Source organism: Xylanimonas ulmi (assembly GCF_004216535.1).
In the GTDB taxonomy this organism is placed as follows: Bacteria; Actinomycetota; Actinomycetes; order Actinomycetales; family Cellulomonadaceae; genus Xylanimonas; species Xylanimonas ulmi.
The window spans coordinates 1,611,136-1,624,412 of record NZ_SGWX01000001.1; the positions used below are offsets into that span (position 1 = coordinate 1,611,136).

The following is a 13,277-nucleotide window of genomic DNA, read 5'->3' on the forward strand; positions in this document are numbered from 1 at the left end:
CCCCTGGTTGATGCTTCGGGGGTGATCAGCGTGGAGAACTGGGCGGAGATCCGCCGGTTGCACAGGTCGGAGGGCGTGGCGATCAAGGAGATCGCGCGCCGGCTCGGGATCGCACGCAACACGGTGCGCGCGGCGTTGGCCTCTGATCGTCCGCCGCAGTACGAGCGGGCCAAGACCGGGTCGGTCGTCGACGCGTACGAGCCGGCGATCCGGTCGCTGCTGCTGAATGCGCCGCGGATGAGTGCACCGGAGATCGCGTCGCGGATCAACTGGCCGCACTCGATGTCTCCGCTCAAGAAGCGGTTGACGACGTTGCGGCCGCAGTACGTCGGGTTGGATCCGTCGGACCGCACCGAGTACGAGGCCGGGGACATCGCCCAGTGCGACCTGTGGTTCCCGGACTACAAGATCCCCGTCGGCCCCGGCCAGGAGGAGATCCTGCCCGTGCTCGCGATGACGCTCGGGTTCTCGAAGATGACCGCCGCCGTGATGATCCCGACCCGCAAGGGCGGAGACATCCTGGCCGGGATGTGGAACCTGATCAGGGGGTGGGGCAAGGCTCCCCGGCAGCTGGTCTGGGACCGGGAGGCCGCGATCGGCGGGCGCGGCAAGCCGACCGTGGAGGCGGCCTCGTTCGCCGGGACCCTCGGGGTGAGCATCACGCTGGCCCCGGCGGTGGATCCGGAGTTCAAGGGCGGGATCGAGCGGCGCAACAAGTACTTCGAGACCTCGTTCCTGCCGGGGCGCACGTTCACCAGCCCGCAGGACTTCAACACCCAGTTCGCCCACTGGCTTGAGACCACAGCGAACGTGCGCCGCATGCGCGTGATCCGCGCCCGCCCCATCGACCTGTTCCAGCAGGACCTCGCCGCCATGGTCGACCTGCCGCCGATCGCGCCGATGATCGGGCTCACGCACCGGGTTCGGCTCGGGCGGGACTACTACGTGCGGATCGACTCCAACGACTACTCCGTGGACCCGCGCGCGATCGGCAGGTTCGTCGACATCCGCGCCACCGCCGACCAGGTGATCGTCACGTGTGACGGGCAGGTCGTGGCCGACCACACCCGCTCCTGGGCGCGCGAGCTGACGATCACCGACCCGGAGCACCGGGAGATCGCCAAGGCGCTGCGCCACGACCTCGCCGAACGCCGTAAGGCGTCCCGGGCGACCCGCACCCACGCCGACGGGCACGTCGTGGCGATCCGGGCGCTGCCCGAGTACGACGCCCTGTTCGGCGTGGACTTCGACCCCCGCCCCGACTCCGGGGCGGGTTCTACCGCTGAAGGGACGAGATGACCACCACCACGACCACGAGACCTGACGGGCTGGCCTCGAAGCTGGCCTACCTGACGAGGGTCCTGAAGACGCCCACGATCTCACGCACCTGGGAAACGCTGGCTGACCAGGCACGGGAGGCGAACTGGTCCCACGAGGAGTACCTCGCCGCGGTCCTCGAACGGCAAGTCGCCGACCGGGAAGCCTCCGGGGCGACCATGCGGATCCGCACCGCGCACTTCCCGGCGATCAAGACACTCGAGGACTTCAACCTCGACCACCTGCCGTCCTTGCGCAAGGACGTCCTCGCGCACCTGGCCACCGCGACGTTCGTGCCCAAGGCGGGGAACGTGATCCTGCTCGGCCCGCCCGGCATCGGGAAGACGCACCTCGCGGTGGGCCTGGGCATCAAGGCCGCCCAGTCTGGCTACTCGGTCCTGTTCGATACCGCGACGAACTGGATCGACCGCCTCGCCCGTGCCCACCACGCCGGGCACCTGGAGGCCGAGCTGAAGAAGATCCGCCGCTACAAGCTGATCATCGTCGACGAGGTCGGCTACATCCCGTTCGATACCGACGCGGCGAACCTGTTCTTCCAGCTCGTCGCCTCCCGCTACGAACAGGGCTCGATCATGGTCACCTCGAACCTGCCGTTCGGCCGGTGGGGCGAGGTCTTCGGCGACGAAGTCGTCGCCGCCGCCATGATCGATCGCCTCGTTCACCACGCCGAGGTCCTCACCCTCGCCGGCGAGTCCTACCGCACCCGAGCCCGCCGCGAACTCCTCGCCAAGGACCGCGAGAAATGAGCGGAAGCTTTCTCAGCGCTCAGGTGAGCTCCCAGCCGCATCCATGGCGCGCTGGATCGCGGTTCGATAGCCCCACACGAGATGCCGAGTTCCGACCGGTGCGTCCTGGTCGTAGCGCGGTGCTGAGTCGCCTTCGACCGGCGCCCAGCCCGTCACAGCCAGGCCCGCCTTGCGGAACAGGTCAATGTGGGTCAGTCCGTGTTCGGTGGGCACCACCCCGGCGACCGTGGCCTCGACCGGCGGTGACTGGCCGCGCCACGGCAACGGCGTGACGACGAACGACGACGCAGACCCCGGTCCTGAAGGCAGAAGCACGGTGACCTGAAGACACGCCCAGGAGCCGTCTTCCAGGGGAACCCCGATCAGGTCACCAACCCGGAGGCTGCGCGACGATCGAGGCGAGAACGGGAACACACGCTCGACCTCAGCCACGCACCAAGCCTGCCCGAGTCGCAGCCGAGAGGGGTCAGTTTTCGGGAACCCGGAGGGGGTCAGTTTTCAGAGACCGTTGACACCGCGAGGCGGCGTCACTGCTGGACGCGCAGGAGCCGGACATCGCACGGTTCGAGGTCCGGTTCGCGCGGGCGGCGTGGCCCACGCGGTTTCACACCCCCGTGGTCGCGGGCGTTCGAGCGCGACGGCGTGCAACGCGACGAGGTGCGCGAGGACACGTTCTTGCTGACGCCGGTCGGCGCGTGGGTGCGCGGCCTGCTCGACGCGGGCGTGGAGGCGGTGTGGGCGACCACCTGGCAGGAGCACGCCAACCGCTACTTCGCGCCGCTGCTGGGGATTCCCAACCTGCCGGTCGCCGCCGAAGGCATCGCGGAGAGCTGGGACGAGGACTCGGTCCGGTGGAAATGGCGCGCCCTGGCCATGCGGTACCACGACCGACCCGTGTTCTTCGTCGACGACAACGCGTGGGGCGGGCAGCCGACGGCCGCCCCATACAACAGATGGCGCCCAACGCGATCGTCGGGATCACCGCCGCCCAGCGAGATCAGGTCTCTGCGTGGCTGGCCGACCCGCCCGAGCACTTCTCGCCGGTCCACGGCGACCTGGGCGACGACATCGACCTGGACTTCTGATGACCGACGACACCCTCCTCCACCGCGCGCGCCTTCTGGCGCAGTGCGTGCGCGGCGAAGGACGCTGATGGCGCGTGGGTGCCAGATCGGCGCGGCGACGCGGAGCACGCGTGGCGACGCGTCGGACTCCAACGATGCACGCGAGAACATCCTCCGCCGGACCCGGGACGTCGCCGTCGACGTCCGTGCCGCACACCCCTGCCTTGGCGTCCCTCTTCGATCGCCTTCTCCTGCCCGCCAGACTGGACGCCGTCGGCTATGAAGCAGAGCGACCCGTGACCCGCACGGGACATGAGCGCCGAGGTGAGATGGAGGCGGCGGGCAGTGCACAGCGCAGAACCGCCGCATCCACCCGTGTTATGGCCACCATGTGGCACACGTGGGCGCGGGGGCCGGCACCGCCGGGGCGATAGACCGCGAGGGACCCAGGCTCAGTCGCCGATCCGGGCCGCCCGTAGCCCGTCGCGGATGGCCGCCTGCGCGGCGACGTCTGACTGGTTGTACCTGTGCAGCCAAGCCCGGCCCGCGGCGGCCTCCGCCGGATCAGCGCTGCGCGCCCGCTCGATCTCGACCTGCGACTGCAGCCCCCCGGCGTCGTCGACCGACCAGCGAAACCCGAAGAGCGGCGCGACGACCTTGATCGACGTGCCTCGCCTAGTGAGGAACGCTTTGCGGAACCACGCCTCGAGGTCGAACGTGCGACCCTCGAGCGCCTTGTGGACCTCGGGGTACTTCGACGTCCGGCTTCGCTCCGGGTTGGTCCAGTGGTAGATCTGCAGCGACTTGCCGGCCGACTCCGCGTCCGTCGCGATCCTGTCGATCACCGCTGCGAACTCACGCGCAAGCTCCACCGCGCCGTCGTCGTCGAGCGGGACGTACGAGACGACTGGGGCGAAGACCGCAGTGGCGTCGTCCTGGCCGTCACGAACGCGAAGACCCCACATATAGATGCGCCCGTCAAGGTCCCACTCGATGTCGAAGTCGACCTCCACGTCCGCGGACGGGATCTGTGGCCAGGCGCCGAGCGGCTCGAAGTCGACGCCGGCCATCGTCATGCGCGCCCGGCGCACGAGCGTCTCAAGCTTGCCGACGGCGCGGGCGCCTGGCTGGGTGTCGCGCGAACCCCACTCCACGCACACACCAGGCTCCAGCGCGGCCAGGTCGGCCAGCGTCGTAATCCCGTGCTTGTCATACAGGTGCCGCCACTGCTGCGCGGTCGGCAGCCCCTTCTCGATTGCGAACGACGCGTCCTCGGGCCCCGCGACCTCGCGGCAGCAGGAGGCCCACACGCAGGCACCGCACTCATCGACCCGGAACGGGCGCACCAACTCCCGCCCATCAGCAGCCTCGCGAGCGACCTTGAGCCGGAACGCGAACTCGTGGTCGTACCGCTCGAGCAGCGACCGCTTCGCGCGACCCGTCGACGCGGACGCCGAGTAGGTGTCCTTGACCGGATCGGTCAGGCCGTACCAACGGATCAGCCAAGGGTCGCCGCCCTCGGGCGTGAAGTCCGAGTTCCCGATGATCCCGCCGACCAGGTGATCGTCTCCCGCGTGCAGTCCGAGGTCCTGAAGCATGCGCGTGTAGTGCGCCAACTGGATGCCGTCGCTCTCGCGATGCGTGCCCGCGTCCGACAGACCACCCACCTGCCGCAGCGCCGCGGGGGCGTCCAGCGTCGACGCCGTCGCCGAACGCGTCTTGGCCTCGCTGCGCGTGCCGTGGTTCTTCACATCGACGGGCACGTACCCGATCCCGATGCGCACAAGGACGTCAGGAGCCCCCGTGCGCGGTCCGACGTCAGGAAGGCGCCCATTGACGATGACAGCGGCACCGGCGCGCATCGCAGCCAGCGTCGCCGAACGGTTGGCGTCCCACCCGTCGACGTCGGTGAGGACCATCGCGCCGGGCGCCTGCGCGAGCCTCGCGTTCACATGGCCTTCAAAGGCGATCCCCTCGTCGAAAAGACGCTGCGTAGCCTCGTCCACAGGCGGCCGCGGTGGGGACGACGGGGAGAAGTCGTTGTGCACCGCCCGGGCGCACATCTTCGCCGGGTACCCACCCAAGACGATCTCGCCAGTCGCCATCGACACACACTCCCCCGCAGACATCGTCCCCATCCTTCCCGACCGGTACGGCAATCGCCCGCTGACGGCCGACGACGAACGAGCGCCCCGCTCCACCGCGGTCCGGCGCGGAGCTCGCGCGTCGTCCTGAGAACGGCGTCGACGGCACGGCCAGACGCCACGATGCCGTCGCCGGGCGCGACGCCCCACGCACGGCAGTCTGATGCCCCTGAGCGGAGAGGACCCACGATGGCGAGGGCATCCCGAGGTAGTCCGGCTGGAGCGGGAGCGGCTCGACCAGGAGCAGTTTCAGGCCGAGTTGCGCACTCGGCAGGCGGCGGAGCGGGCGGGCCGGGGCGCTCACACGTTGCGTTGACCTGCTGGTCGAGTCGTTCGCGGAGATGGTCCCCGACGACGTCGCACGCACGCTCGCCGGCCGCGCGGTCGAGCGGTCGAGCGGCTGTTCACCTGGACCGACCGCGATGGTGACACGTGCCTTTGCCGTGCCATCCGCGTCTGCCCGACGCTCTGCACGACTACGGGTTCGCCTGCGCGTGCCACCGCGACCCCGTCCGGCGCGCCGGCGGCCTGTCTGCGTTCTGGTCGGGACTGGGCACCGACGCAGCGAGCCCGGAGGGGATCGCCGCGCGGGCCGCGCGACAGGCGCAAGAGCGCGAGTTGGCCGAGTGGCTCACGACGCAGCCAGGTGACCGTCACCTCCCACCGCGGGTGTGCGCCCGAGCAGTGGACAGGCGACATCAACGGGCGTCGCTTCCACTTCCGGGAGCGGTGGGGCGAGTGGACCCTCGACCTCGACATCGTCCGCGTCCCGGCCCTGCGGCTGGCCGGAGTCGACGATGACGGCGTCGGTGTCTACGACGACACCGCGACCGACACCCAGGGTCAACTGGACGACGGTGGCCGCCTGTCCACTCGACGTTCCGCCTGGCTCGCCCGGGCCGCCCTGGAGGACATCCTGCTGAGCCTGGTCCTCGCAAGGGGCGTCGATCCCGGACGGTCCGCGAGCGCCAGCGCAACGCTCACCTGCATTGAGTCGCTCTACTGCAAGGTAGATCCCGGTCTGGCCGCCTCTGCCCAGTACGCATGGCACCGCCTCAGCGAGGCCTGCCACCAGCATGCCTACGAGTTGGAGCCAGCGCATGGAGAAATCGCGCACCTCATCGATCACGTCGATCGGCTGGCCGCACGCCTCGCCGCGGTCTGAGGATCGATCCTCAGCCCTCCACTCAGACGTTGAACCCCAGCATCCGCAGCTGCTCGCGCCCCTCGTCGGTGATCTTCTCGGGCCCCCACGGCGGCATCCACACCCAGTTGACGCGGAAGTCCGCCACGAGCCCCTCGAGCGCGGTCGCCGACTGGTCCTCGATCACGTCGGTGAGCGGGCACGCCGCCGAGGTGAGGGTCATGTCGATCGTCGCGTGGTTGTTGGGGTCGACATGGATGCCGTACACGAGCCCCAGGTCGACGACATTGATCCCCAGCTCGGGGTCGATGACGTCGCGGAGAGCCTCCTCGACGTCGGCCACGGTGGTCACACCGGCCGACACCACCTCGTCGGTCATGGATGTTCTCCTCTTACTGGGCCAGCGCGCCGCTGCGCGCCAGCGAGTCTTTGAGCGCGGCCCAGCCGAGCAGCGCGCACTTGATGCGGGCGGGGAACTGCGAGGTCCCGGTGAACGCGGTCGCGTCGCCGAGCAGATCCTCATCCTCCGCCGAGTCGAGCCCCTTGCCGCGCGAGGCCATGAGCCGGTGGAAGACGGCGTCGACCTCGGCGACCTCCTCCAGTGTGAGCCCCGTGACGAGCTCGGTCATCACCGAGACCGACGCCTGGGAGATCGAGCACCCCTGGCCCTCCCACGACACGCCGTCGACCACCTGGCCGCCGTCCCCCGCCGCGACGGCGACGCGCAGGGTGACCTCGTCGCCGCACGTCGGGTTGACCTGGTGGGACTCCCCCACCCGGTCGCCCGCCGGCGCGTCCACGAGGCCGCGGCCGTGCGGGTGCTTGGCGTGGTCCAGGATCACCTGCTGGTACATCTGATCGAGCGCGCTCATGCCTCTCCGTTCACTCCGCTCCGAAGAACGCGCGGACCCCGGCCAACGCTTCCCGGAAGGCCACGACCTCGTCGATCGTCGTGTAGACCGACGCCGAGGCGCGCGCGGTCGCCGCGACGCCGAACCGCCGGTGCAGCGGCTGCGCGCAGTGGTGTCCCACGCGCACGGCGACGCCGTGGTCGTCGAGCACCTGTCCGACGTCGTGCGCGTGCACGCCGTCGACGACGAAGCTCACGACGGCGAGCCGGTCGGCCGCCTCGAGTGGTCCGATCACGCGCACGCCGGGGATCTCGGCGATGCGCAGCAGCTCGGCGGCCAGCGCCTGCTCGTGCGCCACGACGGCGGGCATGCCGAGCTCGTCGAGCCACTGCGCCGCCACGCCCATGCCCACGGCCTGCGCGACCATCTGCGTGCCGGCCTCGAAGCGCTGCGGCGGCGGGGCGTACGTCGTCGTCTCCATGGTGACGACCTCGACCATCGACCCGCCGGTGAGGAACGGCGGCATGGCCTCGAGCAGCTCGCGGCGCCCGTAGAGCGCGCCGACGCCCGTGGGCCCGAGCATCTTGTGCCCGCTGAACGCCGCGAAGTCGACGCCCAGCGCGCGCAGGTCGACGGGCAGGTGGGGCACGGACTGGCACGCGTCCATCACGGTGTAGGCGCCGACGGCGCGCGCGGCCGCGACCAACGCGGCCACGGGCGCGATGGCTCCGGTCACGTTCGACGCGTGCCCGAACGCCACGATGCGCGTGCGCTCCCCGACGACGGAGGCCGCGTCGGACAGGTCGACGCGCCCGTCGTCCCCGACGCCGAACCACCGCAGCACCGCCCCGGTCCGGGCGCACAGCTCCTGCCACGGCACGAGGTTGGCGTGGTGCTCCGCCTCGGTGACGACGATCTCGTCGCCCGGACGCAGCGCGAACCGCTCGGCGGCCGCTCCCCCGCGCCCGAGCGAGGCGTTGGAGAACGCGTAGGCGACGAGGTTGATCGCCGCGGTCGCCCCCGAGGTCCACACGATCTCGTCCTCGCCTGCGCCCACGAACCGGGCGACGGCGGCGCGCGCGGACTCGAACGCGTCGGTCGCCTCCTCAGCGAGCTGGTGCGCGCCGCGGTGCACGGCGGCGTTGCGCTGCTCGTAGAAGTCGACCTCGGCCTCGAGCACCACGTTCGGCTTCTGCGAGGTGGCCGCCGAGTCGAGGTAGACGAGCGGACGACCGCCCCGCACCGTGCGCCCGAGCAGGGGGAAGTCCGAGCGGACGGCCGCCCAGTCGACGGGCGCGACGGCGCCCGGGAGCACGGTGTCGGTCACGGTCATCTCAGGTCTCCTCGCGTCAGGACATCGTGGCGCCGGCGCCCACGAACCGGTCGTAGCCCTCGTTCTCGAGGCGCTCGGCCAGCTCGGGGCCGCCCTCCTCGGCGATGCGTCCGTCGACGAACACGTGCACGAAGTCGGGCTTGATGTAGCGCAGGATGCGCGTGTAGTGCGTGATGAGCAGCACGCCGACGTCGGTCGACGCGAGCGCCCGGTTCACGCCCTCGGACACGATGCGCAGCGCGTCGACGTCGAGGCCCGAGTCGGTCTCGTCGAGGATCGCGAAGCGCGGCTTGAGCAGCTCGAGCTGCAGGATCTCGTGGCGCTTCTTCTCGCCGCCCGAGAAGCCCTCGTTGAGCGAGCGCTCGGAGAAGGCCGGGTCGATGCGCAGGTTCTCCATCGCGCCCTTGACCTCCTTGCCCCACGTGCGCAGCTTGGGGGCCTCGCCCGCGATGGCGGTCTTGGCGGTGCGCAGGAAGTTCGCGACCGACACGCCCGGCACCTCGACGGGGTACTGCATCGCCAGGAACAGGCCGGCGCGGGCGCGCTCGTCGACGCTCATCGCCAGGACGTCCTCGCCGTCGAGCGTGACGGAGCCCTGCGTGACGGCGTACTTCGGGTGGCCCGCGAGCGCCGAGGCGAGCGTGGACTTGCCCGAGCCGTTGGGGCCCATGATGGCGTGGGTCTCGCCGCTGGCGATGGTCAGGTCGACGCCGCGCAGGATCGGCTTGGCGCCCTCCTTGGTCTCGACGGAGACGTGGAGGTCGCGGATCTCCAAGGTGGCCATTTCTACTCCATGTTCTTCGAAAGTCAGAGGGCGACGGGCGTGTCGACGTCGATCAGGACGCTCTCGCCGTCGATGCTCACGGGGTACAGGGGGACGGGCTTGATCGCGGGCAGCTGGACGGGCTTGCCGGTGCGCACGTCGAACTGCGAGCCGTGCAGCCAGCACTCGACGAGGCAGCCGCTCACCTCGCCGTCGGACAGCGAGACCTGGCCGTGCGAGCAGATGTCGCTCAGGGCGTGGTACTCGCCGTCGCCGTCGCGCACGACGGCGACGGGCACGGTGGCGCCGTCGGCGCCGTCGAGCTCGACCAGCATGGCCTCCTCGGGGGCGAGGTCGGCGACCGCGCAGGCGTACTGGAATGTCACGCGGTCACTCCGCGGAGTCGGCCGGGGCGACACCCGTGATGACGCTCATGGACTTCTCCAGCTCGGCCTCGATCGAGGCGAGCAGGCGGTCCTGCACGGTGGGCACGCCGATCTGCTCGATGAGCTCGGCGAAGAAGCCGCGCACGACCAGGCGCCGGGCGTCGGCCTCGTGGATGCCACGCGACTGCAGGTAGAAGAGCTGCTCGTCGTCGAACCGGCCGGTCGCCGAGGCGTGCCCGGCGCCCTCGATCTCGCCCGTCTCGATCTCGAGGTTGGGCACCGAGTCGGCGCGGGCGCCGTCGGTCAGCACGAGGTTGCGGTTGAGCTCGTAGGTGTCGGTGCCCTCGGCGTGGTGCTGGATGAGGACGTCGCCGACCCACACGGCGTGCGCGCCGACGCCCTGCAGGGCGCCCTTGTAGGTGACGCGCGACTTGCAGCGCGGCTGCCCGTGGTCGACGAACAGGCGGTGCTCCTGGTGCTGGTCGGTGTCGGCGAAGTACAGGCCGACCATCTCGACCTCGGCGCCCTCACCGGCGAACGCGGCGTCGGGGGTGATGCGCACGACGTCGCCGCCGAAGGTGACCACGACGTGCTTGAGGCGCGCGTCGCGGCCGATGAGCGCGCGGTGCGAGGACGCGTGGACGGCGCCGTCGGCCCAGTCCTGCACCGCCACGACCGTCAGGTGCGCGCCCTCGTCGACGACGATCTCGACCGTCTCGTTGAGCAGCGCGTTGCCGCGGTGGTCGACGACGACGACGGCCTCGCTGAACCGCTCGGCGTGGATGAGCACGTGCGTGGCGGTCGCGTCGGTCGACGTCCCCTCGATGCGCACGGCCGTGACCTCGGACGCGACGGCCTCGGCCGGGATCGTGACCACCGTGGACTGCGCGAACGCGTTCCACGCGGTGACGGCGGTGCGGTCGCCGGGCTTGCCGGCGGCCCCGAGGCGCTCGTCGTCGCGGCCGACGGTCTCGACCTTGACCTCGGGGGCCGCGGTGACGGCCACGGCGACGCCCGAGGCGCCGAGCTCGGCCGCGAACAGCGGCTGCAGGCGCGCGACGGGGCTGAAGCGCCACTCCTCCTCGCGGCCCGTGGGCACGGGGATGTCGGCGAGGTCGAACGACGTGAGCCGCTCGGCGCGCGACCCGGCCGGGACGACGCCCTGCCCGAAGGCGTGGGTGTGGGCGCCGTCGGCCTTGGCCCGCGAGTGGTCGGTGGTGATCTCGGTGGTGCTGGTCATATCAGCCGACGGACCCTTCCATCTGCAGCTCGATGAGGCGGTTGAGCTCGAGGGCGTACTCCATGGGCAGCTCGCGCGCGATGGGCTCGACGAACCCGCGCACGATCATGGCCATGGCCTCGGTCTCGGGCATGCCTCGGGACATCAGGTAGAACAGCTGGTCCTCGCTCACGCGGGACACGGTGGCCTCGTGGCCCATCGACACGTCGTCCTCGCGGACGTCGACGTACGGGTAGGTGTCGGACCGCGAGATCTGGTCGACCAGCAGCGCGTCGCACAGCACGTTCGAGGCCGAGTGCGCGGCGCCCTCGAGCACCTGCACGAGGCCGCGGTAGGACGTGCGCCCGCCGCCGCGCGCGACCGACTTCGACACGATGGACGACGACGTGCGCGGGGCCGCGTGCACCATCTTCGCGCCGGCGTCCTGGTGCTGGCCCTCGCCTGCGAACGCGATCGAGAGCGTCTCGCCGCGCGCGTGCTCGCCCAGCAGGTAGATCGCCGGGTACTTCATGGTCACCTTGGAGCCGATGTTGCCGTCGACCCACTCCATGGTCGCGCCCTCGGCGGCCGTGGCGCGCTTGGTCACCAGGTTGTACACGTTGTTCGACCAGTTCTGGATGGTCGTGTAGCGCACGCGGGCGTTCTTCTTGACGATGATCTCCACGACCGCCGAGTGCAGCGAGTCGCTCGAGTAGATCGGGGCGGTGCAGCCCTCGACGTAGTGCACGTAGGAGCCCTCGTCCGCGATGATCAGCGTCCGCTCGAACTGGCCCATGTTCTCGGTGTTGATCCGGAAGTAGGCCTGCAGCGGGATCTCGACGTGCACGCCCGGGGGCACGTAGACGAACGAGCCGCCCGACCACACCGCCGAGTTGAGCGCGGCGAACTTGTTGTCGCCTGAGGGGATGACGGTGCCGAAGTACTCCTGGAAGATCTCGGGGTAGTCGCGCAGGCCCGTGTCGGTGTCGACGAAGATGACGCCCTGCGCCTCCAGGTCCTCACGGATCTGGTGGTAGACGACCTCGGACTCGTACTGCGCGGCGACGCCCGCCACGAGGCGCTGCTTCTCGGCCTCGGGGATGCCGAGCCGGTCGTAGGTCTCGCGGATGTCCGCAGGCAGCTCCTCCCAGCTCTGCGCCTGCTTCTCCGTGGAGCGCACGAAGTATTTGATGTTGTCGAAGTCGATGCCTGTCAGGTCGGCGCCCCAGTTCGGCATGGGCTTCTTGGCGAACAGCCGCAGGGCCTTGAGCCGCTGGTTGAGCATCCACTCGGGCTCCTTCTTGAGGGCCGAGATGTTGCGCACGACATCCTCAGAGAGCCCACGTCGGGCCACGGCGCCGGCCGCGTCGGAGTCGTGCCAGCCGTACTCGTACGAGCCGATCGACGCGATGATCTCGTCGTCGGTGCGCTGCTCCGTAGGTGCAGTCATCGTGTTCCTTCCACAGGTGCGTGCTGGGCGGCGCCCAGGGTGGCGTTCTGGGCGGTCCCCAGGGGGAGGTTCGTGACGCAGGCGTGCGCTCCGCCCGCGATGGTGGCGAGCCGCTGCACATGCGTGCCGAGCAGCTCGGAGAAGGCGCGGGCCTCAGCCTCGCACAGCTCGGGGAACTCCTCGGCGACGTGCTGCACCGGGCAGTGGCCCTGGCACAGCTGCGCGATCGGCACCAGTGTGGCCGCCGCGACCGGCCGCAGCGAGGCGGCGTAGCCCTCGCCGGAGAGCGCGTCGGCCAGTTGCGCCGCGCGCTTGGCGGGGTCCGACGCCGTCAGCCGGGGCCCGACGTGCGCGATGAGGTCCTCATAGCGCTGGGCCGCGAACGCGGCGACCGCGGCCTGCCCTCCCGCGGCCCGCAGGTGCCGCAGCGCCTCGACGGCCAACTCGGCGTAGGCGTCGTGCAACTCGGCCTGGCCGCCCGAGGTGACCACATAGGCGCGGGCCGGGCGTCCGCGCCGCACCGGCGCCACGCCGGGCGCCGCGTGCACGGTGATCGTGCCGTCCTCCTCGAGCTGGGCGAGGTGGCGGCGGATCCCCGCCGAGGTCAGGCCCAGGCGCGCGGCCAGGTCGGCGGCCGTGACGGGGCCGTCGCTCGCGACGAGCTCGAGCACCCGCCGACGCGTGGACTCGGCGGACTCCTCGCCCGGTTGCGGGCCAGGCTCCGCGCCCTGCTGCGGGGCCCGCGGTGCGGCGGTGACGCCGTCAGGCGTAGTCACAGGCGTCTCCCTCCAGGGTCGGTGCGCATGGGTCGCGGTCGGGGGGCCGCAGACGATATAGCG

14 protein-coding genes are annotated in these 13,277 nt (G+C 70.7%); 4 read left to right on the forward strand and 10 right to left on the reverse strand.

Annotation, left to right across the window (positions count from 1 at the left end; genetic code table 11):
• Positions 1-21 precede the first annotated feature (21 nt).
• Entirely contained in the window at positions 22-1,299 is a 1,278-nt protein-coding gene (istA, locus tag EV386_RS07430; protein WP_130413726.1) for an IS21 family transposase, read from the forward strand.
• Complete coding sequence (gene istB, locus EV386_RS07435) at positions 1,296-2,084, forward strand: IS21-like element helper ATPase IstB (RefSeq protein WP_130413728.1); 789 nt, start codon at positions 1,296-1,298, stop codon at positions 2,082-2,084. Before istA ends, istB begins: the two co-directional genes overlap by 4 nt.
• 12 nt (positions 2,085-2,096) lie before the next feature.
• Here the strand turns inward: istB and EV386_RS07440 are convergent, their stop codons facing one another.
• Positions 2,097-2,516, reverse strand: a complete 420-nt coding sequence (locus EV386_RS07440) for a hypothetical protein (RefSeq protein WP_130413730.1) — start codon at positions 2,514-2,516, stop codon at positions 2,097-2,099.
• 521 nt (positions 2,517-3,037) lie between these two features.
• Between EV386_RS07440 and EV386_RS18820 the strand changes: the two genes are divergently transcribed.
• Positions 3,038-3,169 carry a hypothetical protein gene (locus tag EV386_RS18820; RefSeq protein WP_278025426.1) on the forward strand — a complete coding sequence of 44 codons (132 nt, stop codon included), beginning with the start codon at positions 3,038-3,040 and terminating at the stop codon, positions 3,167-3,169.
• A gap of 431 nt (positions 3,170-3,600) precedes the next feature.
• Here the strand turns inward: EV386_RS18820 and EV386_RS07445 are convergent, their stop codons facing one another.
• Positions 3,601-5,100, reverse strand: coding sequence for a recombinase RecB (locus EV386_RS07445; protein WP_242607874.1), 1,500 nt, complete (start codon positions 5,098-5,100; stop codon positions 3,601-3,603).
• Positions 5,101-5,938: 838 nt separating this feature from the next.
• Between EV386_RS07445 and EV386_RS18485 the strand changes: the two genes are divergently transcribed.
• A complete protein-coding gene (locus EV386_RS18485; protein WP_207216489.1) occupies positions 5,939-6,457 on the forward strand; it encodes a hypothetical protein in 519 nt (172 codons plus the stop codon).
• A gap of 22 nt (positions 6,458-6,479) precedes the next feature.
• Here the strand turns inward: EV386_RS18485 and EV386_RS07455 are convergent, their stop codons facing one another.
• From EV386_RS07455 to EV386_RS07490, 8 genes are read right to left on the reverse strand one after another with little or no spacing between them, the layout of a single operon-like run.
• The gene (locus EV386_RS07455) at positions 6,480-6,815 is read right to left on the reverse strand and encodes a metal-sulfur cluster assembly factor (RefSeq protein ID WP_130413734.1); all 336 of its coding nucleotides are present in this window, start codon (positions 6,813-6,815) and stop codon (positions 6,480-6,482) included.
• Positions 6,816-6,828: 13 nt separating this feature from the next.
• Positions 6,829-7,308, reverse strand: coding sequence for a Fe-S cluster assembly sulfur transfer protein SufU (gene sufU / locus EV386_RS07460; RefSeq protein WP_130413736.1), 480 nt, complete (start codon positions 7,306-7,308; stop codon positions 6,829-6,831).
• A gap of 10 nt (positions 7,309-7,318) precedes the next feature.
• Positions 7,319-8,620 carry a SufS family cysteine desulfurase gene (locus EV386_RS07465; protein ID WP_130413738.1) on the reverse strand — a complete coding sequence of 434 codons (1,302 nt, stop codon included), beginning with the start codon at positions 8,618-8,620 and terminating at the stop codon, positions 7,319-7,321.
• Between the two features lie 16 nt (positions 8,621-8,636).
• A complete protein-coding gene (gene sufC, locus EV386_RS07470; RefSeq protein WP_130413740.1) occupies positions 8,637-9,404 on the reverse strand; it encodes a Fe-S cluster assembly ATPase SufC in 768 nt (255 codons plus the stop codon).
• A 23-nt stretch (positions 9,405-9,427) separates the two neighbouring features.
• Positions 9,428-9,769, reverse strand: a complete 342-nt coding sequence (locus EV386_RS07475; RefSeq protein ID WP_130413742.1) for a non-heme iron oxygenase ferredoxin subunit — start codon at positions 9,767-9,769, stop codon at positions 9,428-9,430.
• 4 nt (positions 9,770-9,773) lie between these two features.
• A complete protein-coding gene (gene sufD, locus EV386_RS07480) occupies positions 9,774-11,009 on the reverse strand; it encodes a Fe-S cluster assembly protein SufD (protein WP_130413744.1) in 1,236 nt (411 codons plus the stop codon).
• A gap of 1 nt (position 11,010) precedes the next feature.
• Positions 11,011-12,438: a Fe-S cluster assembly protein SufB gene (gene sufB, locus EV386_RS07485; RefSeq protein WP_130413746.1), complete on the reverse strand. Its 1,428-nt coding sequence runs from the start codon at positions 12,436-12,438 to the stop codon at positions 11,011-11,013.
• Positions 12,435-13,214 carry a helix-turn-helix transcriptional regulator gene (locus tag EV386_RS07490; protein WP_130413748.1) on the reverse strand — a complete coding sequence of 260 codons (780 nt, stop codon included), beginning with the start codon at positions 13,212-13,214 and terminating at the stop codon, positions 12,435-12,437. The genes sufB and EV386_RS07490 overlap by 4 nt, the downstream gene beginning before the upstream one ends.
• Between the last annotated feature and the right edge of the window lie 63 nt (positions 13,215-13,277).